The organism is Micromonospora sp. NPDC047740, from assembly GCF_043204735.1.
Taxonomy (GTDB): domain Bacteria; phylum Actinomycetota; class Actinomycetes; order Mycobacteriales; family Micromonosporaceae; genus Micromonospora.
The window spans coordinates 70,771-91,807 of record NZ_JBIDCT010000002.1; the positions used below are offsets into that span (position 1 = coordinate 70,771).

The 21,037-nt window shown below is 70.1% G+C and carries 13 protein-coding genes and 1 pseudogene; 12 read left to right on the plus strand and 2 right to left on the minus strand.

The window, feature by feature from the left end; all coding sequences use genetic code 11:
• Nucleotides 1-129 precede the first annotated feature (129 nt).
• Nucleotides 130-4,530, plus strand: a complete 4,401-nt coding sequence (locus ACGF4F_RS04940; protein ID WP_393074930.1) for a S8 family serine peptidase — start codon at nucleotides 130-132, stop codon at nucleotides 4,528-4,530.
• Between the two features lie 62 nt (nucleotides 4,531-4,592).
• Here ACGF4F_RS04940 and ACGF4F_RS04945 read toward each other — a convergent pair whose 3' ends face one another.
• A complete protein-coding gene (locus ACGF4F_RS04945; protein ID WP_393074933.1) occupies nucleotides 4,593-5,603 on the minus strand; it encodes a hypothetical protein in 1,011 nt (336 codons plus the stop codon).
• Between the two features lie 135 nt (nucleotides 5,604-5,738).
• Here ACGF4F_RS04945 and ACGF4F_RS04950 point away from each other — a divergent pair, with 135 nt between their 5' ends.
• On the plus strand, nucleotides 5,739-6,077 hold the full coding sequence (locus ACGF4F_RS04950; protein ID WP_393074936.1) for an IclR family transcriptional regulator C-terminal domain-containing protein: 339 nt from the start codon (nucleotides 5,739-5,741) through the stop codon (nucleotides 6,075-6,077).
• Between the two features lie 415 nt (nucleotides 6,078-6,492).
• Nucleotides 6,493-7,155 (plus strand): YceI family protein, encoded by a 663-nt coding sequence (locus ACGF4F_RS04955; RefSeq protein WP_393074939.1) that lies wholly within the window; start codon nucleotides 6,493-6,495, stop codon nucleotides 7,153-7,155.
• 458 nt (nucleotides 7,156-7,613) lie between these two features.
• Here ACGF4F_RS04955 and ACGF4F_RS04960 read toward each other — a convergent pair.
• Nucleotides 7,614-8,165, minus strand: a pseudogene (locus tag ACGF4F_RS04960) (transposase family protein); the annotation flags it as partial.
• Between the two features lie 318 nt (nucleotides 8,166-8,483).
• Between ACGF4F_RS04960 and ACGF4F_RS04965 the strand changes: the two are divergent.
• From ACGF4F_RS04965 to ACGF4F_RS05005, 9 genes are all read left to right on the plus strand, one after another.
• The gene (locus tag ACGF4F_RS04965; protein WP_393074942.1) at nucleotides 8,484-10,322 is read left to right on the plus strand and encodes a S1 family peptidase; all 1,839 of its coding nucleotides are present in this window, start codon (nucleotides 8,484-8,486) and stop codon (nucleotides 10,320-10,322) included.
• 25 nt (nucleotides 10,323-10,347) lie between these two features.
• Nucleotides 10,348-14,517: an RNase A-like domain-containing protein gene (locus tag ACGF4F_RS04970; RefSeq protein WP_393074945.1), complete on the plus strand. Its 4,170-nt coding sequence runs from the start codon at nucleotides 10,348-10,350 to the stop codon at nucleotides 14,515-14,517.
• Between the two features lie 13 nt (nucleotides 14,518-14,530).
• Nucleotides 14,531-15,142, plus strand: a complete 612-nt coding sequence (locus ACGF4F_RS04975) for a hypothetical protein (RefSeq protein ID WP_393074948.1) — start codon at nucleotides 14,531-14,533, stop codon at nucleotides 15,140-15,142.
• A 23-nt stretch (nucleotides 15,143-15,165) separates the two neighbouring features.
• Complete coding sequence (locus tag ACGF4F_RS04980) at nucleotides 15,166-15,657, plus strand: hypothetical protein (RefSeq protein WP_393074951.1); 492 nt, start codon at nucleotides 15,166-15,168, stop codon at nucleotides 15,655-15,657.
• A 57-nt stretch (nucleotides 15,658-15,714) separates the two neighbouring features.
• Nucleotides 15,715-16,044, plus strand: coding sequence for a DUF4241 domain-containing protein (locus ACGF4F_RS04985; protein WP_393074954.1), 330 nt, complete (start codon nucleotides 15,715-15,717; stop codon nucleotides 16,042-16,044).
• 973 nt (nucleotides 16,045-17,017) lie between these two features.
• A complete protein-coding gene (locus ACGF4F_RS04990; protein WP_393074957.1) occupies nucleotides 17,018-17,932 on the plus strand; it encodes a DUF2637 domain-containing protein in 915 nt (304 codons plus the stop codon).
• Between the two features lie 443 nt (nucleotides 17,933-18,375).
• Nucleotides 18,376-19,311, plus strand: coding sequence for a replication-relaxation family protein (locus tag ACGF4F_RS04995; RefSeq protein ID WP_393074960.1), 936 nt, complete (start codon nucleotides 18,376-18,378; stop codon nucleotides 19,309-19,311).
• 311 nt (nucleotides 19,312-19,622) lie between these two features.
• A complete protein-coding gene (locus ACGF4F_RS05000) occupies nucleotides 19,623-19,838 on the plus strand; it encodes a hypothetical protein (protein ID WP_393074963.1) in 216 nt (71 codons plus the stop codon).
• 164 nt (nucleotides 19,839-20,002) lie between these two features.
• Nucleotides 20,003-20,506 (plus strand): hypothetical protein, encoded by a 504-nt coding sequence (locus tag ACGF4F_RS05005; RefSeq protein ID WP_393074966.1) that lies wholly within the window; start codon nucleotides 20,003-20,005, stop codon nucleotides 20,504-20,506.
• Nucleotides 20,507-21,037: the final 531 nt, after the last annotated feature.

A 21,037-nucleotide genomic window follows, 5' to 3' on the forward strand; every position in this document is an offset into this window, starting at 1 on the left:
CGGCATCCGCCCCACTCGGTCCGTTGATCCTGCCCCGGCCCAACTGCGAGATTGGCCAGGCGGCTCAGGTGTTCTCGTGTCTGCGGGCTTGGCCGCGCGGTGATGTTTCACCCCTTGGTTAGGAGCACGATGAAACGACGAACAGGTGTGGTTGCCGCGGCGTCGGCCGTGGTGATCGCCGCGGCGCTGATTGCGCCTGCGGCCGCGGCCGCCGCCCCGAGCAGCCCGACTGGCTCCGAGAGTGCTGGCGCGAGCAAGCTCGAACCCGCTGATCCCGACGGGCCACAGGGTCCGGGTCGGTCGCCCCTTGCTGGGCTCGACGACCGGGCCGGACGCGACAACCCGGATTCGATCTACAGGGCGGGGAAGACCGACGGGTTCCAGCCGCTGACCGACGATTCGCTGTCGGATACTGCGGCCGAGAAGCTCGGCAACGCCGACACCAGGCTGCTGCAGCAGGCGCAGGCGTCGAAGAAGAAGTCTGTCACGGTGTTGATGCTGGCCCGGAAGGGCGCGACCGAGGACGTCGTCGCCGCGGTGAAGAAGGCCGGCGGGACCGTCGGGTCGGTGACCGGAAAGGTCGGCTACGTCCGGGCGACCGTCCCGACCGGCCGCGTGACCACCTTGGCCGGCCTTCGGTCGGTCGCGGCGATCGACCTGGACCGGACGTACAAGATCCCGGGCCCGGATCTGGGCGCCGCGGGTGCGAGGACGGCGGCAACGAAGGCCGCGGGGCCGACCGCGCCCGGCGCGAACACGCCCGCCGACAACCCGTACCTGCCGATCAACGAGACCGGCGCCGAGGCCTTCGTCAAGGACAACCCGGCCTGGGACGGACGCGGCACGGTCGTCGGCGTGCTGGACACCGGCGTCGACGTCGAGCATCCCGCGCTACAGACGACCAGCGACGGCAAGCCCAAGATTGTCGATTGGGTAACCGAGACCGATCCGGTCACCGACCGCGACGGCAGCTGGGTGCGGATGTCCACCACCAAGACGGGTCCGAAGTTCAGCTACCTGGGCAAGACCTGGACGATCCCGGAGGGCACGTTCCAATTCGGCGTGTTCTACGAGGGCGCGACGGCCGGGAGCGACTTCGAGGGCGACCTCAACCGGGACGGCGACACCCTGGACTTCCACGGGGTTCTGTACGACCCGACCACCCACAGGATCTGGGTCGACGGCAACAACAACCAGGACCTCACCGACGAGGCACCGATGGCCCCGTTCGCGGTCGATCGCCACGTCGGCCACTTCGGCAGTGACGACCCCGCAACACTGCAGAACGAGCGCATCCCGTTCGTCGTCGAGTACCGCGACAACGTCGATCTCTCCCCGCTCGGCGGCAGCAACGTCGGCAAGACCGCGAACTACGTGTCTATCGGGTTGCCGGTCGCCTCGCACGCCACCCATGTGGCGGGGATCATCGCGGGCACGTCGATGTTTGGCGGCCAGATGCACGGCGCCGCACCGGGCGCGCAGATCGTGTCCGCCCGCGCCTGCACGTGGGGCGGTGGCTGCACCCAGGCGGCACTGACCGAGGGCATGATCGACCTGGTCACCAATCGGCATGTCGACGTCGTCAACCTGTCCATCGGTGGGCTTCCCGCGTTGAACGACGGCTCCGACGTGATCGCCGCGCTCTACGACGAGCTGATCGACAGCTACGGCGTGCAGATCATCATCGCCGCCGGCAACGACGGCCTCGGCACCAACACCGTCAGCTCGCCGTCCGTGGCGGGCAAGGCCATCTCGGTCGCCGCGTCCGTCAGCTCCGACACCTGGTGGGCCGACTACGGGTCGAAGGTCGCCACCAAGCAGGGCATCTTCGGCTTCTCCTCCCGCGGCCCCGCTGAGAACGGGGCGCTGGCGCCGCAGGTGTCCGCGCCCGGCGCCGCCATCTCCTCGATCCCGATGTGGCTGTCCGGTGAAGCCGTCCCCGAGGCCGGGTATTCGCTGCCGGCCGGGTACGGCATGGCCAACGGCACCTCCATGGCGGCCCCGCAGGTCGCCGGAGCGGCGGCACTGCTGCTATCGGCCGCCAAGGCCCGTTCGCTGACGGTCAGCTCGGCGGCGCTGAAGACCGCCCTGACCGGCACCGCCGACCCGATCCCCGACGTCCCGACCGCCGCGCAGGGCGCTGGCATCATCGACACCGTCGCGGCCTGGAAGCAGCTCAGCGCTGGCATCAGCACCAATGAGCTCACTGTGTCGGCTCCCGTTTGTAGTTCGCTGTCCGGCCTGCTCGCAACTCCGAACACCGGCGTCGGCATCTACAACCGTTGCCTGCCAACCGAAGGCGGCCAGGTGACCGGTGCGCAGAAGACCTACAAGGTCAGCGTCACCCGGACCAGCGGTGCCGCCGGGAACGTCGTGCACCGGATCGGTTGGATCGGCAACGACGGCACGTTCAGCGCCCGCACGGCAATGCCCCTGCAGCTCGGAAAGGCAGCCGATATCACGGTCACCGCGACCGCGACGACCTCCGGCGTGCATAGCGCGATCCTGACCATTGATGACCCGGCGACGGGCGGCATCGACCAGTTCGTCGCCGTCACCGTGCTGGCGACCAAGCCGCTGGCCAAACCCGACTACGCGGTCACCAGTTCCGGCACGCTCGGCCGAACCGGAACCACCTCGCTGCTGGTGCCCGTCCCCGAGGGCGTCGAAGCACTGCAGCTGACCCTGGGCGGGCTCGCCGACGGCAGCCAGGTCCGCGCATTGCCCATCGACCCCGACGGCATGCCCGCGGACTCCAACGCCAGTTACCACTGCTACACCAACTACACCGACCCGGCGAACTGCGACGCCACCGCACGACCGGTGTACCGACCCAAACCCGGCGTCTGGGAGTTCGTGATCGAGTCTCGCAGGACGTCTCCGGTCGAACAGAACCCGTACACCGCAACGGTTTCGCTGCAGGGCATGTCGTTCGATCCGGGGACCGTCACGGTCGACAAGGTGACGATGAACTCGCCGACGAATGTCGGCTCGACGGGGACGAACACCTTCGGCCCCGCGATCGCCCACGTCGCAACTGGCGAGATCGGCGATGTCCGCAACTTGTTCTCGACGGTCTCGCAAGGCGAAATCACGTCCAACATGCTCTATGTTCCGCGCCAGGCGACCCGGCTCGACGTGACGCTGACGCCCAGAGACGCTGCCGATCTGGACTTCTATGTTTATTTCAACGGCAGGCCGGTGGGCCAGAGCACCACGACCGGGGACTCCCCCGAGCACATCGTCATCGATGATCCACAACCGGGTACGTACTTCATCGTGGTCGCGGGAGTCACCGTGGCCGGAGACAACGTCACGTTCGACTACCACCAAGAGATGTACTCGAAGGGCCTCGGCACGATCACGCCGAAATCCGACGCGAAGTACACGGTTGCCACGGGCCAGTCGATGCCGGTCGACGGGGCAGTGATCGTCAGCGCTCGGCAGTTGACCAAGGATCCCATGGTCGGCCGGGTCCGAGTGGCCAACGAGTACGGCACGATCATCGGGGCGGCGGACGTCACGATCGCCGCTGTCGATGTCCCCAAACTCGATCTGGTCGCGTGGGCCCCGCCATTCGTCGGCGCGGCTCTCAATGAAAGCGGCGTAGTCGCGGGAGATCGCCAGTACAACGCCAGGATGACCCCGACCATCTGGACGGCCGCCGACGGGTTCACCAACCTGGATCTCGCCGGGGGCAGGTACGGAGCAGCTCTGGACCTGAATGACGGCCAGATCGCCGTCGGTGTCGCGACAGACAGTGCATTGCATTATCTTCCCGCCCAATGGGCCAAGGACGGATCGCTCACCGTGCTCGGCGTCCCGGACTGGCGGCCCTATTCCAGCGGCTACGCGACCGCCGTGAATAACAAGGCGGTGGTCACCGGATTCTCCGAAGCAATCGTCAAAGAGGCTGACGGCAAGAACCACAGCTACAGCGACGGGTTCGTGCGGACGCCGGATGGGACGTTCAGCAAGCTGGCCCACCTGTCCTCGGATCCGACGGGAACCCAGCCGCGCGCCATCAACGATGCCGGAATGATCGTCGGTGCCTCGCGCACCGGTGACCACCTGCCGCACGCGGTCGCCTGGGATGCGACGTCAGGTGCTATTCAGGATCTCGGCACGCTTCCGGGACAGTATTCGGCCCAGGCGAACGATGTGAACGCCTCCGGGACCATCGTGGGGACCAGCGGTGACGACGCGTTCGCCTGGACCAAGGCCGGCGGAATGCGGCGCCTTGCCGACTACGGATACAACGCGACGGGCGAGAAAGTCACCGACGACGGGTGGATCCTCGGAACTGTCGAACTCTTCCCGGACGTCGCGGTGTCGGCGATGTGGGACCCGCAGGGACGGCTCTGGGATCTGTCCGGCATGGTGCCGCTCTCTGCCGGTGACCGATTCACGCCGACCTACAGCTTCGACATCAACGATCGCCACCAGCTGATGGTCTACGGCGAGGGCGGCCCGAACGCCGCCTGGTCCAGCTCGGTGATGCTGAGCATCCCGGCAGGTCTGCGCAACTAGACCCCTGCGGCACCTCGTCCCGTCGAGCCACCGCAGTCGGTGGCTCGACGGGACGAAGGCGTTCAAAGCCAGCCCCGGTCCCGCGCGTGCCAGCCAAGCAACACCCGGGAATCGGCGCCGGCCAGATCCATCAACCGGCGGACCCTGCGTTGCATGGTTCGCAGGCCGATCCCCAGTCGGGCAGCGACCGCAGCATCGGTGTACCCGGCCAGCAACAGCATCAGGACCTCCCGGTCCGCCGGGTCGGCGAGATCCTTCGGCGATGCCAAGTTCGGGTCGACCCTACGGCCGAGGGCTTCCCGCAGTTGCATGGCCGACCGCCACAGGCTCTCGAAGCTGAACACCAGACAGTCCAGCAGCCCCCCGGCCCGCACCACCGCGATCTCCGAGTGCGCGTGCCCACCCTCGTCGAGCTGCACGATCGCAATCGAATCGTCGACGATCAGCAGCTTCGCCGGTAACGACTGCACCATGCGGATCTCCTGTCCCCGATCCAGGGAGGCGAACAGGTCCTTCTCCGCGGCGGGCTCATCCAGCACGGTCCGCTCGATGATGATCCGCTCCCGCAGACCACGGCCGGCGACCTCGCGTTCGGTGTCAGTTTCGGAGATCCCGAAAACCGCGAACGGTGGTTTCGCGAACATCCGCATCTGCTCCTTGGCGGACAGCAACAGGCCATTGAGCCAGCTGCCGATCTCGCTGCGACCCCGAACGATCTCGATGCCGTTCGACAGCCGCACCTCGCGCGCCCTCCGGTACTCCTCCGCGAGCTCGTCGAGTGCCGTTCGGGCGGCCCTGACCTGCTGCTCGCGCTGCGCGACCATCCCCTCGAGCGCCAGCGACGGCGGCACCGCCGAGATTTCTCCGCCGTCGGCCATGTCAACCAGGCACACCTGCCGCAACGCACCGATCGCCGTTTCGATGTCCTCGACCGAGATCCCCAGCAGGCCGGCGAGATCCGGCCCGAGCGCCGGTCCGCCGGAGACCAACGCCCGATAGACCCGCTCGGCCGTCGCGTCGACATCGACCCCGATGAGTGAGCCTAGCGGGGAGGGGCGACTGGGGTCGGCCATGGCGCGAACTATACGTCCGTTACGAACCGCTGCGTCTCCCAGGACCATTCGCTGTGTTCCCATCCCGCGGCGTCGAGCACAAACCGGAGGATCGCGGAGTCACTGGGCCGACATCGGCGCCTGCGGCGTCGGGCCGTGCCGAACCTCGCCTCCGGCAGCAAGGCGATCCTCGCCGCGCTCCCGCCGAACCACGTCCGGGCGCTGTACGAGGACGTGGACGAGATCGACCTATCCAAGCTGCGGCGGGAGCTGACCCTGGTCCGCAAGCGTGGCTTCGCGATCAACGACCAACTGACCGAGGCCGGGTTGACGGCACCCGGCGTGGCGGTTCGTGGGCCCTCTGGAGCGCCCGAGGCGGCGATCTCCCTCGCCATCCCGACCGCGCGGTTCGACCGTCACCAGCTACCGACCTGGGTCGCCGCCATGACGGCCGCCGCGACGCGGATCGAAAACGACCTCGCCGGGCGATCCTGAGCCGGTGGCGACCTCGCAGTGAGTACGCGCAACGCGACGAGCCGGGCACGCCAAGCAATCTCCATACCGGCAGTCACGCTGCCCGCCCCTCCTCGGCGGTGAGAATCTTCACGCTCGCGGCCTGCGCCAATGACGCTCCGGCGTCGCCTCGATTCGATCCCCATCGACGATTGGGCTGGATCCACCGACGGCGAAAAGCCTTTCGCTGAAAGGGGATTGGCCGGAAGGCGGCACTGCTGACGACCGGGACGCATCCCAGGTAGCCACTCATGGTCGTCATTGGCTGGGTTCAGGAGGCGGGCAGAGCTACCTCCTATGCTGGCCAAGGGGTATACGTCCGACTATTCCGGCGGACTCCGGGAACCGCAGCAGAACGCTGGTAGCACCCAAGAGCAATTCGGGGGATGACACAACCATGACCGGTCCTGCCACACGGTCCTGGGATGGCATCACCATCCCGGCCGCCGGCACCTATCTTCTCGATCAGGCGCACAAGCGGATCGGCTTCCTGGCCCGCCACATGATGGTGAGTCCCGTACGCGGTGAGTTCGGCGCGGCGACCGCCCGGATCGACATCACCGAGGACCCGTTGGCATCCTCGGTGAGCGCAACCATCCACGCAGCGACCGTCAACACCGGCAACCCCGACCGCGACGCGCACCTGAGCAGCCCTGACTTCCTCGATGTGGAGAGGTATCCCACGCTGGAGTACCGCAGCACAGGGATCAAATGGCACGGAAACAACGACTCGATCTTCTACTGGGCTCGCCTGCGGAGTAATCGACTGGGCCGCCGGAGCGAAGCCAGCCACATCCCACCACAGTCCACAACCGGACGGTTCGTGCTCACCGGGGAACTGACAGTAAAGGGGATCACCCGACCGGTCGACCTCCAAGTGGAGTTCGGCGGCGCTCGCCGAGACCCTTACGGGCAGGACATCTTCGGGTTCAGCGCGACAGCGGAGATCGACCGCGAGGATTACGGGCTGGTGTGGAACGTACTTCTCGACAGCGGGGGCGTCCTCGTCGGCAAGAACGTGCGCATCGAAATCGCCGGCGAGGCGATCCGCCAGCCCTGACCGACTCCGGGCCGACCCACGGTACAGCGGTCGGCGAAGCGGTGCGGCAGACAGTCCAGCCATCGGTCGGTAGCAGATCTACTGCCGCGACCCTTGACGGTCCACTGTGCCGGTTTGATGAACTGCGCACATATGGATGAGAGCAGCTTCCCGCGGCGCCGGCGCCGATCCGGAGATGCGGGCAAGGTTCGCGGCGTTGGCCGACAGCCCATGACTTGACCAGATAATGGCGGCCAATCGGGTGTACCTGACGGCTGCGGTACCCGAGCCGTCCCGCCACCGAACGCGATTACTGGGAGCTGTCCTGCCTACGGGCGGCACCAGCCACCTGAGCACCCGTTCACCTGCTGAAAATGACTGTCCCGCGCGGTGACCGCTTCTCGGTTTCTCGTCGGCGATCAGGTGGGAACTAACGGACAATGAGCCATTCCGCGCAAACGGTTGACTACTGAGCGCGGTCACGTGGTGCGGGCGTGGTCGAAGTGGAGGATCACGAGTGCCGCGGCGACGATCTTCCCGATCTGCCACGGGTCGAGGCTGACATTGCGGAGCGCCTTGAACGTCATTTTCAGCACCGAGTTGCCGCGCTCGCCGATCGCTCGGACGCTGTTGTGGGCCTTGTTGAGCTGCTGTTGTACGAGGGTGAGCCGGCCGCGCTTGGGCTTCTTGAACGCCACGGTGATGGTGCCGGACTCGCCTTCGTAGGCCAGGTCGCCCAGCGCGCGCAAATCATCGGCGGCGTCGGCGACGGTGGGCAGGATCTCGGTGTCGGCGCGCAGCACGGTGGTGTCGTGCTCGCGGCCGGGCCGTACATCCGAGGTCCAGATCGGCCAGCCGTCCGGGACGGTGATCACTTGGACGTTGCCGCCGTGGTTGTCGTGCTTGCCCGACCACCACAGATCCACCCCAGGGGTGGGGCCGGGAGTGCGACACCGGTCGGTCTCGACCAGCATCCCGTCGATATTGAGGTGGCCGTAACCGGCGGCCTTGGCCGCCAGCAGCGCCCCTCGCCCCTCCCACCGGGTACGGATCCCGCGCCGTACGCCGAGGTCGGCGCCACCTGGTGGCCCGTGGGACGCCGTCTCCGTCGACCAGCTGCGTGGCGTGATCCGCGGCGGTCCGGCGCCCGCTCCGCACTGACCACGACCGAGGCGGGCGGCTCCGGCCCGGGACCGCCCGCCTCACCTGTACATCGGTCCGCAGTGTCCGCCGCGCCCACGCCTTTGCCAGCGGCGTGAAGTCGAAATGAAGGAGCTCTCTGATGTCCTGCACGGGCCGCTGGCGTACCGGCGGTGTCGTGGCGTCGTGTTTTGCGAGGGGAAACAGCTGTGCGCATAACTGACAGAAAGACGTTCGCCGCCGCCCTGCTGGCCGGTGCCGTACTGGTGGCGGGCGGGTGGGTAGCCGCCCCGGCACTGGGCATCGCGGACGGCACCCCCGACACCGGCGCGGCGTACCCGTTCGTCTCCCGCATCGACGTGGGGCCGGAAAAACGCGGGTGCTCCGGCACGCTTGTCGATCCTGAGTGGATTGTCACCGTGAAGTCCTGCCTCACCGGGGCGGTACCGGTGCCGGGCGGGGTGCCCAACACGCCCATCCGGGCGAGCGTCGGCGCGGCCGTCGACCGGCCGGTGGTCGAGATCCAGGGGCATCCCGACCGCGACCTGCTGCTCGCCCGGCTCGCCAAGCCGGTGACGGACGTGACGCCGGTGCCCATCGGTACGGCCGCCCCCCAGGTGGGCGAGGCGCTCCGGGTCGCCGGTTATGGGCGGACCGCCACCGAGTGGGCACCGGAGCGGGCGCACTCCGGCGCGTTCACGGTCCAGTCGGTCGCGGCCGGCACCATCGACGTGGCGGGCGACCCGGGTGCGTCGTCGACCGTCTGCCAGGGCGACGCGGGCGGTCCGGCGCTGCGCCAGACCAGCACCGGCGTCGAGCTGGTCGCGGTGAGCAGCCTGTCGTGGCAGGGTGGCTGCCTCGGCGCCGCGGCGTCGGAGACCCGGCGTGGCGCCGTGCAGACCCGGGTGGACGACGTGAAGGAGTGGATCCGGCAGACGCTCCGCGAGACGTTCGTGCGGCTCAATCCCAGCGCGCAGGTGCTCGACACCCGAACAGGCCTTGGCGCCCCAGCCGGCACCCGGGGGGCACGGAGCATCACGACGTTCCCGGTCGCCGGGGTCGGCGGCGTGCCGGCGACCGGCGTCCACGCGGTGCTTGTCGACATCACCGCGGTGCCGGCACCCGGCTGGAGCACGTTCCTCACCGTGTTTCCCGACGGCACTCCGCTGGACCCCGCACTGTCCATGGTGAACGCGCGACCTGGCGAGATCATCTCGAACACGGCGGTCGTGCCGCTCCGGGCCGACGGGAAGCTCGCCGTCTACACCCACGGCGCGTCGCACATCGTGATCGACGTCCAGGGCTACTACACCCGGGGCAGTGGCGGCGGCTTCATGCCGCTCGACCACACCCGCTTGGCCGACACGCGCACCAGCGGCGGTGCCATCCCCGCCTGGGGCAGCCGCACGTTTACGCTCGCCGCCGCCGGCAGCCCCATACCTGCCGGTGCCAGCGCCGCGTTCCTCGACGCCGTCGTCGTGGGGGCGACCGTCGGCGGCTTCCTCAGTGCGTACCCGACCGGCGGCGCCAACAACCACAGCGCGCTGGACTTCGTACCGGGCGAGACCGCGCACGCCGTGACGGTGCGGCTCGGGACGGACGGCAAGGCGACGTTCTCCAACCGCAGCAGCGCCCCGATCCACCTCGTCCTCACCGCCACCGGCTACCACACGGCCAGCAGCGCCACCGGCTGGGGGCTGCGGACGGCACTCGCCAAACGCCTCCTGGACACCCGCCTGAACGGCGGTGCCCCGATCGCCAGCCGCGGCGTCGTCGACATCCCGCTCGGACTGCCAGCGGGCTGGGCCGCGCTGCTCAACCTCACGGTCGTCGACAACGCCGAGAGCGGCTACCTGCGGGCGTGGCCGTTTGGCGGCACCGAGCCGGAAACGTCCTTGACCAACTACCCCAGCCCCGGCGGCGTCCGGTCCGGGCTCGCCACCGTGAAGGTCGGCACGGACGGCAAGGTGCGGATCCGCAACGTCGGGTCGGGCACCGTCCACATCATCGTCGAGCTTCAGGGCTGGTTCGCAGCCCCGATCCAGTGACCCGCGCCAGGATTTGGAGTCCGTCATGCGCATGACCACGGTACGAGCCGTCGCCGCCGCAGTGGTGGCGGTCCTCGCCGGAAGCCTGCTGGTGGCGCCGGAACCCGCTGTCGCCGCCGGCCCCGCCGACGACCGGGCGTTCGCCGTCTCCCTGCTCACGGACGGCGGCCCCTCGACCCGCCGGGCGGCGGAGGCCGCCCTGCTCGGCTCCGATGCCGGCCTGCGCGGCTTCCTGGCCTCCGGCCGGATCGTGGCGCAGCAGGCCGACGACCGGACCGCCGCGCAGGTACTGGCCGGAATGGACGGTCCCGCGGTGCGCGAGGCCGCGCTGCGCGCCCTCGACGGCCCGCCGGAGCAGCTGCGCCAGTTCGTCGAGGAGGGCTGGAGGCAGCCCTGGGCGGCGGACGAGCGGCTCCGCGTACACCGGGTGTGGGAGGCCGGCGGCCCGCGCACCAAGGCGGCGGCCGCCGCGGCCCTGGCCGGTACCGCCGCGGACTGGTCCGAGTTTCTGATGACCGGCCGGGCGACCGCCGAGCTCGCCGACGACCGGCTCGCCGTCACGCGCATGCTTGCCGGCGCGCCCAACGGCAGCGGGCCCAACCTCGACGCGGCCGCCCAGCGGGCGCTCGGCGGCACCGCCGACTCGCTCCGCGAGTTCCTGGTGTACGGGCAGTTCGTGGCCCGCGCCCGGGACACCGAGCTGGCCTCGATCAAGAGCCTCACCGAGCAGGCGAAGCAGGCCGGTGAGACCACCGCGAGGGAGTCGCTGGCGGCCGCCGAGGCTTCGGCGCGGGCGGTCAACGCGGCACAGGAGGCGAAGAAGGCGGCCGAGACTGCGGCGGCCGAGGCCGAAGCGGCCGGCGGCGCGGCGGGGAAGGCGTCGGCGGCCGCGGGACGGGCGGCGGACGCGGCAGCCGGGGCAGCGGCCGCGGCGCGGGAAGCGATCGCGGCGTCGAACGCGGCGATGCGCGCGGCCCAGGTCGCCGCCGACGGCGCGCGGCGGGCCACGACGGCCGCTTCGCTGACCGCACAGGCGGCCGCGCAGGCCCAGCGCGCCGCGGCGAACGCGCGTACCGACGCCGGCCAGGCCGCGGCCGCGCGGGCGGCGGCGCAGGCGGCCCGGGACGCGGCGGCCAAGGCACGCGAACTCCAGCAGATCAAGGCCGAGCGGGACCGGGCGATCGCCCAGGCGCAGGCGGCGGCGCAGTCCGCACACAGCGCCGCAGCCAACGCCGACGCCGCCGCGGTCGCCGCCGACGAGGCGAGCCACCAGGCGGGTGTGTCGGCCGCACAGGCCCAGCGGGCCAGGGACGCCGCCGCGGCGGCCCAGCGTGAGGCGCGTGCCGCCGCGCGTGCCGCCGACCGGGCGCTGTCGTTCGCCCGGACCGCGGCCGCGGCGTCCGACGAGGCGTTCGCGTTCGCCACCCAGGCGGCCGACCACGCCGAACGCGCTGCAGCCGCAGCGGAGACCGCCGCCGAACAGGCCGGCATCGCCGAGAAAGCGGCGGAGGAGTCGGCCAAGCACGCGGAAGCCGCGGTGCAGGCGGCCAACGTCGCTGTGGCCGCGGCAAACCAGGCCGTGACGCTGGAACAGTTGGCCCGCCAGGAGGACGAAACGCGCCTGGCCGAGTACACGGAGCAGGGTGTCAAGAACGCGCAGGCCGCGCTCGCCGAGGAGCAGGCGGAAGGTCAGGACGCGGGCGAGTACGCCGCCTGGAACCGCCAGCTGCTCTGGGACACCGCCGAGGACGACCGGATACCCGCGGCCACGCGGACGCTGCTCGACGAGGCGGCGGCGGCCGGCGCGCCGACCGAGGTGGTCCTCGACCGGGGCCGCCGGGCCGCGACGACGCTGATCACCACCGGCGGTCAATGGACGCGTGCCGCCGCCGAGGACGCCCTCGCCGGCGACGAGTTCGAGATGCGGATCTGGCTGGCGACCGGGCGCGCGGCCGCGGCGGGCGAGGACGACCGCGAACGGGTCTGGCGGCTGGTGGACACGCTGCCCGACGGCCCGGAGAAGACCGCAGCGCGGACCTCGCTGGGTAGCGACAACGCAACGGTGGCCACGTTCCTGCGCACCCGCTCGTACACGGGCAAGGTCGGTGAGGACCGTCGCAAGATCTACGCGATCCTGGGCGCGAACCCCGGCCCCAACGTGAAGGCCGCCGCGGAACGGGCGCTGGCCGGCACACCCGCCGACGCGCATCAGTTCCTGCGCAGCGGCCAATATACGGCGCGGACGGCGGACGAGCGGCTGGAGATCAACCGGATCATGGCGACCGGCGGCCCCGAGGTGAAGGCCGCCGCGCAGGTGGCGCTCGCCGGGCCGGGCTCTTACGCCTCGTACTTCCTCGCCGCCGGCCGGTACCACGCCGCGCAGCGAGACCTCGAACAGGCGACCCACGTCGAGGCCGTACGGGCACTGATCAAGCAGGCCCAGCAGTACGCGGAAACCGCGCGGGCCGACGCCGCCGAGGCCAAGCGGGTTGCCGCCGTGGCCCGGAACGCCGCGGACGAGGCCCGGCGGTGGGCCGACCAGGCGGCTGCCTCTGCGGCCCAGGCCGCAGATTACGCCGTCGCCGCGCAGGCGTCCGCGGTAGCGGCCAAACGCTCGGCGGACGAGGCCGCGCAGTCGGCCGAGACCGCCCGGAACGCGGCCAACTCCGCCCAGGCCAGCGCCGACGCGGCCGCCCATTCGGCGGCGACCGCGACCGCGGCTGCCCGGCGGGCACAGGCCGACGCGCGCGCCGCCCAGCAAGCGAAGCAGGAGGCGCGGCAAGCCGCGCTGGACGCCAGCAACGACGCCCAACTGGCGGCGCAGGCCGCCAAGGAGGCGATGGACATCTACAGCAACCGCCTCCGGACCCTGCAGCAGGAGGACCGCAACTCGACCCCGGGCAGCGGCCCCGACGGCACCGGGACGGCGGAGGAGCAGCACCGCAACTGGTCGTGCCTGTCGATCGAGGCTGCCACGATGCCGAAAGCCTGCCTCAACGTGTATCTCAGCTTCACCGAGGCACTGATCAACCCGATGAAGTGCGCCTCGCCGTCGGGCAAGGCGACGGCCGGCTGCCAGATGCTCAGCGATGTCCAGCAGTTCCTCGAGGAGAACCCGGACATCGTCCTCGACTTCCTCCAGTTGGCGCTGATGGCGTGCGGGCTGGTGCCGGTGGTGGGCGAGCCGTGCGACGCCATAGACGCGGCAATATCGTTCATCCGCGGGGACGTGGTCGGCGGGCTCCTGTCGATCGGCTCCATGGTGCCGGTCCTCGGCTGGGCGTCGGCCGGCGCGAAGATGTCGGACAAACTGCGCGACGTCATGCGCCTCGTCGAGCAGTTCAAGAACCGCTGCAAGGCGGCCAGCAGCTTCGTGCCCGGCACCAGGGTGCTGCTCACCGGTGGCCGCTCCACACCCATCGAGAACGTGCGGGTAGGCGACCCGGTGCTCGCCACCGAGCCGGCCGTGGGCGGCACCGCGCCGAAGCCGGTCACCGCCCTTCGGGCGAGCTCCGGCAGCAAGCAGATCGTCGCCATCGCCGTCGACGACGACCACAAGCGCCGCACGCCGCCGCGGACCGTCTCCGCGACCGCGGGCCATCCGTTCTGGGTACCGCAGCTGGGCCGCTGGGTGCCGGCGAAGGCGCTGGTCGCCGGCGTGTCGCTGCGGACCGCGGACGGGAACACCGTCGAGGTCGTCGCGGTGTCCACCCGCACCGTCCGGACGACGGTGCACAACCTCACGGTCGCTGACGTGGGTACCTACTACGTGCTCGCCGGCGACGCGCAACTGCTGGTGCACAACTGCGGGGACCTCCTCAAGGACGAGAGGGTGAACGGCGCCCACACCATCGAGGCGCATGTCGACCCGTCGGACGCTCAGCTCACGGCCCGCGCCCAGGACGAAGGCGGCGACGTCGGTCGCTGGACCGACCAGGCGACGGCGCAGAAAGTCATCGACGCCGAGCTGAACAAGCGCTCAGCCGAGATCGACAGGTGGGTGAGCCGGGCGTCCCGGGGCCAGGCCGGGGACAAGACGATCGTCGGCTACTGGAAGCCCGGCGGATCGCTCGGCGACGTCGCCACGAGCAGCGGGGACCTCGTCGCCGCTGGCAACAAGTACAAGATCGTTCTCCGATACACGAAGGGGCACTCGCGTGGGTTCGTTGTGTACACCGCCTACCCGCTCCGGTAGATAGGTTGTCGCCATGCCGGCACCCCGCACCGTCGGTCTCGGCCACCTCGCGCTCGCCGTCTTCGTACAGTCCTGGAACCGGGGCGGCGAGGGCGCGGTGGAGCACCTGCGGCGATACGCCGAGTGGGCTCAGGACGCCACCCTCCACCTTAGACAGTGTGCCGACGACGCCAACTGCCTGCTGGCCTCCGGGCTGGACCCAGGGGAGCTGGAGTCCCTCTGGTGCTGGTGCACCGGCGGCAGCCACCGGCCGGGCCGCGACGGGTTGGACGGCCGCGAGTGGCTGGCGACGGTGTCGGCGATCCTGGCACCGGAGGGTCACCCGGCCCACCGGCCGCATTCGGACGATCCGGCGGCGGCCGCCCGGGTGGCCCAGGTCGTCGACGCGTTCCAGCCCGCCCCGGATCACGAGTCGTCCCTCTGTCCTCTGTCGACCGTCGATGCGCGGCGCATCCTGCGCAGGCTCATCGACTCCGGACACGCGGACCTGACGATGCGGCTATTCCTCGCACTCGCCGCCGCCACCTTTATGCCGATCTCGCCGGCCATCCGGGACGAGATCGCATCCACCTCGCGCGACCTCGGCCATCCTGACCACTTCCTTGAGGAGATCGACGGCTTATGAAGAAGACACTATCCTGGCTCGCGATGACGGCGGTCGTCGCCGGAACGGTGCTGGTGCTTTCCGGCAACGGTTCGGCGGCCCGCCAAGCGGCCGACGCCCCCGCCCCGGCCGTGGAGGACTACACCTACCCCAACGCCGACCGCGTCCTGGCCGAGCACGGCCTGAAGGTCTTCCGGGGCGACGGGCGCATCGTGCTCGTGGGCTCCCGGACGTATGACGAGGGCCAGTGCACACCCGGCCTGATCCAGGTCGAGAAGGCCCTCGCCGACGCGCCGTACGGCGTCTACTACTGCTTCCGCACCTGGGGCACGCGGGGCTTCCTGACGCTGGAGGTGCCGTCCACGTTCGGCGTACGGGGCGGCGACACGCCGCTGCAGGCCACGGCCGACCTGCCCAGCGGCGAGGACCGGACGTACGACGTGCCGGCAAACAGCTACGTCGCCATCGAGCCGGGCACCGGGCCGGAGCTGCCCCAGGCGATCCTGGTTGAGCTGCGGCTGACCCCGGCAAGCTGAGGGGATACCAGGTCCTGTGTGGACGCGCGGAGGCGCCGTGAGCGGTCCGCTGGTCGCATGAGCGTTGCCCTGCCCGGTCTCTGGCGGGTGCTGTTGTTACTCGGGCTACGGCTGTTTCTGCCGAGCGGCCGCCTCATCGCCGCAGAGCCAGGCACCGGCTTTCCTGTTGGCGAGGCGGGCCAGTGGGCGTTCTCGGAGATCGTCGAGCCGGGCGCATACCCAGTCGAGGTCCTGAGCCGCGGCGGCGCGATTGTCGCGGCCCGGGTCGTCGCGCGCCCAGCGCCGGTCGTCGACTGGCGGCCGGCGCAGCGCAACGGCGAGCCCTACGTTATCCGGTCGACGGGGCTACCGGGTCCTTCGGCTCGCCAGAGGTGTTCGAGGCGCTGACCGATGATGAGGCACGGGAGGACCTGATCGCCGACCTGTCATCGACAGTGATGAGCCTTACCAGACGGTAGCGACGACGCTGTACCGCTGCCGGCTCGATGAGTGGGTGGAGGTCGACGAGGTGTTCGACCGGACGCAGCCACGACCCGTGGCAGATCGGGAAGATCGTCGCCGCGGCACTCGTGATCCTCCACTTCGACCACGCCCGCACCACGTGACCTCGTTCAGTAGTCAACCGCTTGCGCGGAATGGCTCAATGACCGGGTCGATCAATACTCCACCACAGTGCCGTCAGACTGGATGGCCGATCCACGCGGGATTTGGGTTGACTCGACGAGCGGTCCCGGGGCGTACTGGATAGACGTCCCCGCACCGCCAGCTGGCGTGGTCGGCCACAAAAGCGCGGGGCAGGCACTCCCAGCACGGGGTGCCTGCTCTTGATGCGCCGACGACGCCGGGAACGCCGAGAGATGGGAGGCCAATGTGAAGGATCGTCCGTCGGCGAGTTGAGCCGCCGCACCACTGTGGCGCTTGTCGAGCGCTGCCAGTGGCGAGAGTCCTGACCCTCGTGGCTCGGCTTGTCCGTCTGCCCTGTGTCCGTCTGTTGACCGCAGCCCGGCTGTGCGCGTTGTGGCGACGCTTGCTGCCCACGTGCCTGCCCCTGCGCGGGGGTCTGGGGTAGTTCGTTGACTCGACCACAGTGACTCATATCAACCCCTGCACGTACGAGGGTACGCCCGACCGGTACCACCCGGCAGGATCGCGCCTGCCTGAGACCTGCCCTAGGCGGCGGGCGCGACCTGGGCGCACCCACATCGCCGTATCTCAAATCCCTACCAACGAAGCTGGAGCACGAACATGACCTCAACCCACATCAATCCAACCAACACGGCGGATGCCTTCCCAGTCCGCCTGCGCACGACGACGCAATCCAAGGCTTCACGCGGGACACGTGTCGACAGGTGGTGGGCCCTTGGCGACACCTGAGCAGCGATCCCCTGACCTGCCCGCCGGCGGGCCGACAAGGCGGGAGCGGCTGGAAAACTGGATACAGGTGTTGATCATGCTGTTGATCGGCAGCGCCGCCGGCGCAGCCTCGTTCCGTCACGTCCATGACGTCGCGGCGGCACACGGCCAGCCGGGCCCGCTCGCCTGGGCCGACGCGGTAGTCCTGGAGTTGACCTCGATCGCCGCCGGTCTGGAACTGCGCCGCAACCGGCGACTCGGCAAAAGCGTCGCATTCCCCGCAACCGTACTGACAGTGGCGGTGTTCCTGTCCCTCGCCGCCCAGGTCGTGGAGGCGGAGGCGTCCGTCATCGGCTGGGTTGCCGCCGCGCTGCCGGCGCTCGGCTTCCTGACGATGGTGAAGATCGCTCTCGGCCGCGCCGATCCCGCCCCACCCGACCGCACTGCCCGCATGCGGGCCGAGCCAGGACCGGCGCTGATCGTTGACGCCGCGGTCCCGGACCGCCGCGAGCCGGTCCCAGGACCGCGGCCGCCGGTCCCCGCCAACCCTGCCGCGGTCCGGGACCGCACCACCGCGGTCCGGGACCGCACCACCGCGGTCCGGGACCGCACCACCGCGGTCCGGGACCGCACCACCGCGGTTCCCGCTCTGGCGGACCAGGAACCGGCGGTCCCGGACCGGCCCGACAGCGCTACGCCGGTCCGGGACCGCGGTCCGGAGATTGCCGCACTGGTCCCGGCCGCGCGGACCGCCGCCCGTGCCCTCGCCGCCGAGGGGACGCCGCTGTCCCGCAAGGAACTCGCCCGACAGCTACGCGCCGACGGGCACCAGTTGTCCAACGTCACCGCCTCAGCGCTCGTGCGCGTCCTGCGCACTGAGACCACCCCACCCACGCCGGATCCGTCACACGAGGCCGCCTGACAGAACCATCACCTGCGACGCCTGTCAGACCACGCCGTCCCCGGGCAGCGCGTGTCTGTCAGGAAGCCCGCCGTCTGTCAGAACCTGACCCGACCTGTCAGAACGCACACGCGGCCCGCCCGCCACGACGGGGCGGCCAGTGCACGCATCACCAGCCCACCCACCTGATCAAGGAGCAACAAGCATGCTGATCCAGCTCATCGAGCCCAACCTGTCCAGCCCGCGTCGTCACCGGCCCGCGTCACACGTCCTCCCACACCACGGTCACGGTGTGGCTGGCCGTGTCGGCGTCGGTGTCGATCTCCGTTTCACTGTCCGTCTTGATACTGACCCCCGAACCGACCCCCCGATCCCACTGACAGCCCAGGTCAGGCCCGCTTTCACCGGCCCGGATCGGTTCCAGACACACCCCATGTGTTGGGTGTCCCCCCGAGGGGCCGCCCATGCGTAAACCGCTGCCCGCTGCGGACCCCCTGCTGCGGCTGCAGGCCAGCATCACCGCCCGCGACGACCGCCTCCTCGGCTGGCTCTACGACCACGGCGTCCTCACCACCGACCAGATCGCCACCGCCCTGTTCCCATCCCTGGACTTCGCCCAACGCCGGCTACGCCGCCTCACCACCGTGCGGGCGGTAGACCGCTTCCGACCCAACAAGCCCGACGGCGGCTCCTACCCGTACCACTACGTCCTGGACCAACTCGGCTACCACCACGTCCACGCCCAACGCGGACTCGGACCACCACGCCGGGACCAAGCCCGCCGCCGCAAACAGTCCCTGACCGCCCGACCGGACCTGCCGCACCTACTCGGCGGCAACCAGGTCTTCATCGACCTTGCGACCCATGCCCGTACCCAGCCCAACACGAGCCTGGACCGGTGGCAGCCCGCCTCCGCCTTCCACAGCCCGGGGGTGTTCTACCGGAAGGGCGACAACCCGCAGATGACCGTCCGACCGGCAGGACTGCCCCGCCCCGACGGCGCCGGGGTATGGACCGAGCACGGACGGTCCGTGCCGTTCTTCCTCGAGTACGACACCGGCCGCGAACGCCTCGACATCCTCACCGAGAAGATCGCCAAGTACGAGCGCCTGTACAGCATGAGCACCTGGGCATGGCCGGTCCTGTTCCATCTACCCTCCGCCCGCCGAGAGCTGAACCTGCACCACCGCCTCGCCGCCGTCGATTTGGAGGCGATCATCGCCACCACCACCGTGGAGCTGCGCACAGCGACTGGCGCCAGCCCGGCCGATCAGCTGTGGCAAATAGCCGGCCGCAGGGCCGGTCGCCACCGGCTAATCGCTCTTCCTTACACCGACACCGACCACGACAACGAGTTCCCCACACTCGCCGTGCCGAATCCGGATGGGCGGGCGGCATGATGGGCCGATAAGAGCAGGTGGCCCCTGCGCAACCTGTGGCCACACGCCACCGAATGCCCACTGCCCAGCCATCCGGGCAGCGACCGTCGCCGCCGCACGACACGTAGAGGACAGCGCGGAGAGGCCCTGCCATCAGGGCAGGCAGCAAGCTTCGACAGCCCTCACAAACTGTCAGCGGCGGCCCTCTATGACAGAACGCCGCCCGTGCACTCGCCCCAACCATCTCGACGTGACAGATCCCGTGAGCGGCGGCCACGGAAGCCCACTCCGGGGACGACCGCCGCCGCGCACGCTCGTCCCCCGTTCCATCGATGAGCTGCCCGCGACCCGACAGGTCGCGGGCAGCTCTGTCTCTGAGGAGGCGGCCTCGTGGTGTCACCCCGACGACGGGCGGCGACGCCTACACGATCCGATTCACCGGATACACCTCGGGCGGCCACTACGGCGTGCTCGCCTTCGACACCGAGGTGCACTTCCCGGGCGCCGGCAAGCCGACCCCGGAGCAGCGGGTGACCGTACCCGGCTGACGCGGAGGTACCACTACCCGCGAGCTGTGAGGTGCTGGCATCGACCGGGGGTCAGGTCTGGGCTGCCAGACCGGCGCGGTGGTGCACCACGGTGGCCGCACGGGCGTAGGGTCGGTGCCGTGGTAGGGGCGGGGCGTCGGTACCGCTATGTCGGCCCGGCGGACGTGCGGGCGTCGGTCGCCGACGCGCCCGAGGGCTGGCCCGTCCGATCACCGGCCGATCTCGACACCTTTCTGGCGGCAGCCGATCCGCGCGACCGTGACGAGCCGTTCACGTACGTCATCGACACTGGCGGTACGTTGCGTCTCGCACCGAGACGCAGCGAGCACGTCGCCTGCGCCGGCGGTGGGGAGGTTCTCGGCGCGGGGGAGATCGCCTTCGCTGACGAGCGGGACGGCTGGGTCGTGGCCGAGGTGAGCAACCAGTCCACCGGCTACTGCCCCAATCCCACCTCATGGGCGGCAGTGGCGGACGCCCTCGATTGGGCGGGTATCGGCCGTCCGGAAGCCTTCACCGTCGCTGTGGTCTTCCGGCGCTGCCTCGACTGCGGCGAACACAACCTCGTCCGCGACGACGACTACATCTGCGTGCTGTGTGGTGCTGAGCTGCCGGAGGATGTGGAACCTCGGCTGACTGCCCAGCCGTCAACCGACCAGCGTTCCCGTTGAGGACCGAGCGCGCGGGGCTGGGCCTCGGCTGACGGGCCGGGCGTGGCGGTAGCGGGGGGACTGGCGGCGGCGGCGGTAGCGGTTGGCCTGCGGCCAACCGGTCGCCCGGCACGCCGCCCGGACCCCGACCAGCGGCGCCAACTCGGCGATCGCCTCGATGGTGGCGTCGATCATGTCGGCTCGCCCTGCTCCGTCGCACTGTCGGTGGCGAGCTGGCCCAGCAGCGCGGAGAGTTTTCCCTGAACCTCGATCACCTGCGGGCCTTTTCCAGCTCGGCGCGTAGCCGCTCGTTCTCCGCCCGTAGCCGGGCGGCCTCACGCACGGCGGGGTCAGTCTTCGGCCGACCAGCGGGCTTGGCCGGAGCCTCACGCGCCCGCGTCACGCTGGTGCTTCCACGCTGCGATCAGCGACGTGTACAGGCCTTCGCGGCGCCAGCCAAGATCCCGGTTCGTTGGCGTCTCGGGGTCCGGTCATTGGCGTTTCGACCAGGCGATTCAAGGGCTGGCGCCTCTGAAATTTTAGTGTAATGTC

What these genes read in the sequence shown, in the direction of transcription:
- ACGF4F_RS04985 (WP_393074954.1), top strand. Translation starts at nt 15,715, where the DNA reads ATGAGCGTTGCCCTGCCCGGTCTCTGGCGGGTGCTGTTGTTACTCGGG.
- ACGF4F_RS04975 (WP_393074948.1), top strand. Translation starts at nt 14,531, where the DNA reads ATGCCGGCACCCCGCACCGTCGGTCTCGGCCACCTCGCGCTCGCCGTC.
- ACGF4F_RS04970 (WP_393074945.1), top strand. Translation starts at nt 10,348, where the DNA reads ATGCGCATGACCACGGTACGAGCCGTCGCCGCCGCAGTGGTGGCGGTC.
- ACGF4F_RS05000 (WP_393074963.1), top strand. Translation starts at nt 19,623, where the DNA reads ATGAGCTGCCCGCGACCCGACAGGTCGCGGGCAGCTCTGTCTCTGAGG.
- ACGF4F_RS04995 (WP_393074960.1), top strand. Translation starts at nt 18,376, where the DNA reads ATGCGTAAACCGCTGCCCGCTGCGGACCCCCTGCTGCGGCTGCAGGCC.
- ACGF4F_RS04955 (WP_393074939.1), top strand. Translation starts at nt 6,493, where the DNA reads ATGACCGGTCCTGCCACACGGTCCTGGGATGGCATCACCATCCCGGCC.
- ACGF4F_RS04980 (WP_393074951.1), top strand. Translation starts at nt 15,166, where the DNA reads ATGACGGCGGTCGTCGCCGGAACGGTGCTGGTGCTTTCCGGCAACGGT.
- ACGF4F_RS04940 (WP_393074930.1), top strand. Translation starts at nt 130, where the DNA reads ATGAAACGACGAACAGGTGTGGTTGCCGCGGCGTCGGCCGTGGTGATC.
- ACGF4F_RS04945 (WP_393074933.1), bottom strand. Translation starts at nt 5,603, where the DNA reads ATGGCCGACCCCAGTCGCCCCTCCCCGCTAGGCTCACTCATCGGGGTC.